Source organism: Falsihalocynthiibacter sp. S25ZX9 (assembly GCF_041205405.1).
Taxonomy (GTDB): domain Bacteria; phylum Pseudomonadota; class Alphaproteobacteria; order Rhodobacterales; family Rhodobacteraceae; genus Falsihalocynthiibacter; species Falsihalocynthiibacter arcticus.
This window is the reverse complement of record NZ_JBGFCD010000302.1, coordinates 1-287: the sequence shown is the minus strand read 5'-3', so window position 1 is coordinate 287 and position 287 is coordinate 1. Positions and strand designations below refer to the sequence as shown.

The window sequence follows — 287 nt, the reverse complement described above, 5'->3', positions numbered from 1 at the left end:
CTGTGATGGCGACGTTATTATGGCTTAGAGCGGCGATGACTTCTTCGCGCGCCGGGGCGGTTACAACACTTGTTAAAAGCAGGATGGTAGCGAGTAGAAGTGACAGCATTATTAGCTTCCCACCTTGCCCAAAGAGTAAAGTTCGCTGGGTTGGAGAAGCAAATCAAGCGCAAGTTTTCCGCAAACGACCAACACCAGAAGTGCCAGGAGCACACGCAATTGTTAGGCCTTGAGTTTGAGGCCAATGTGAGTGCCAAATTGGGCGCCAACAACCCCACCAATAAGCA

General features: G+C 50.9%; 1 pseudogene. It reads right to left on the bottom strand.

The annotated features are described in order from the left end of the window. Positions 1-111: 111 nt before the first annotated feature. Positions 112-287, bottom strand: a pseudogene (locus AB9F29_RS22340) (sulfite exporter TauE/SafE family protein); the annotation flags it as partial.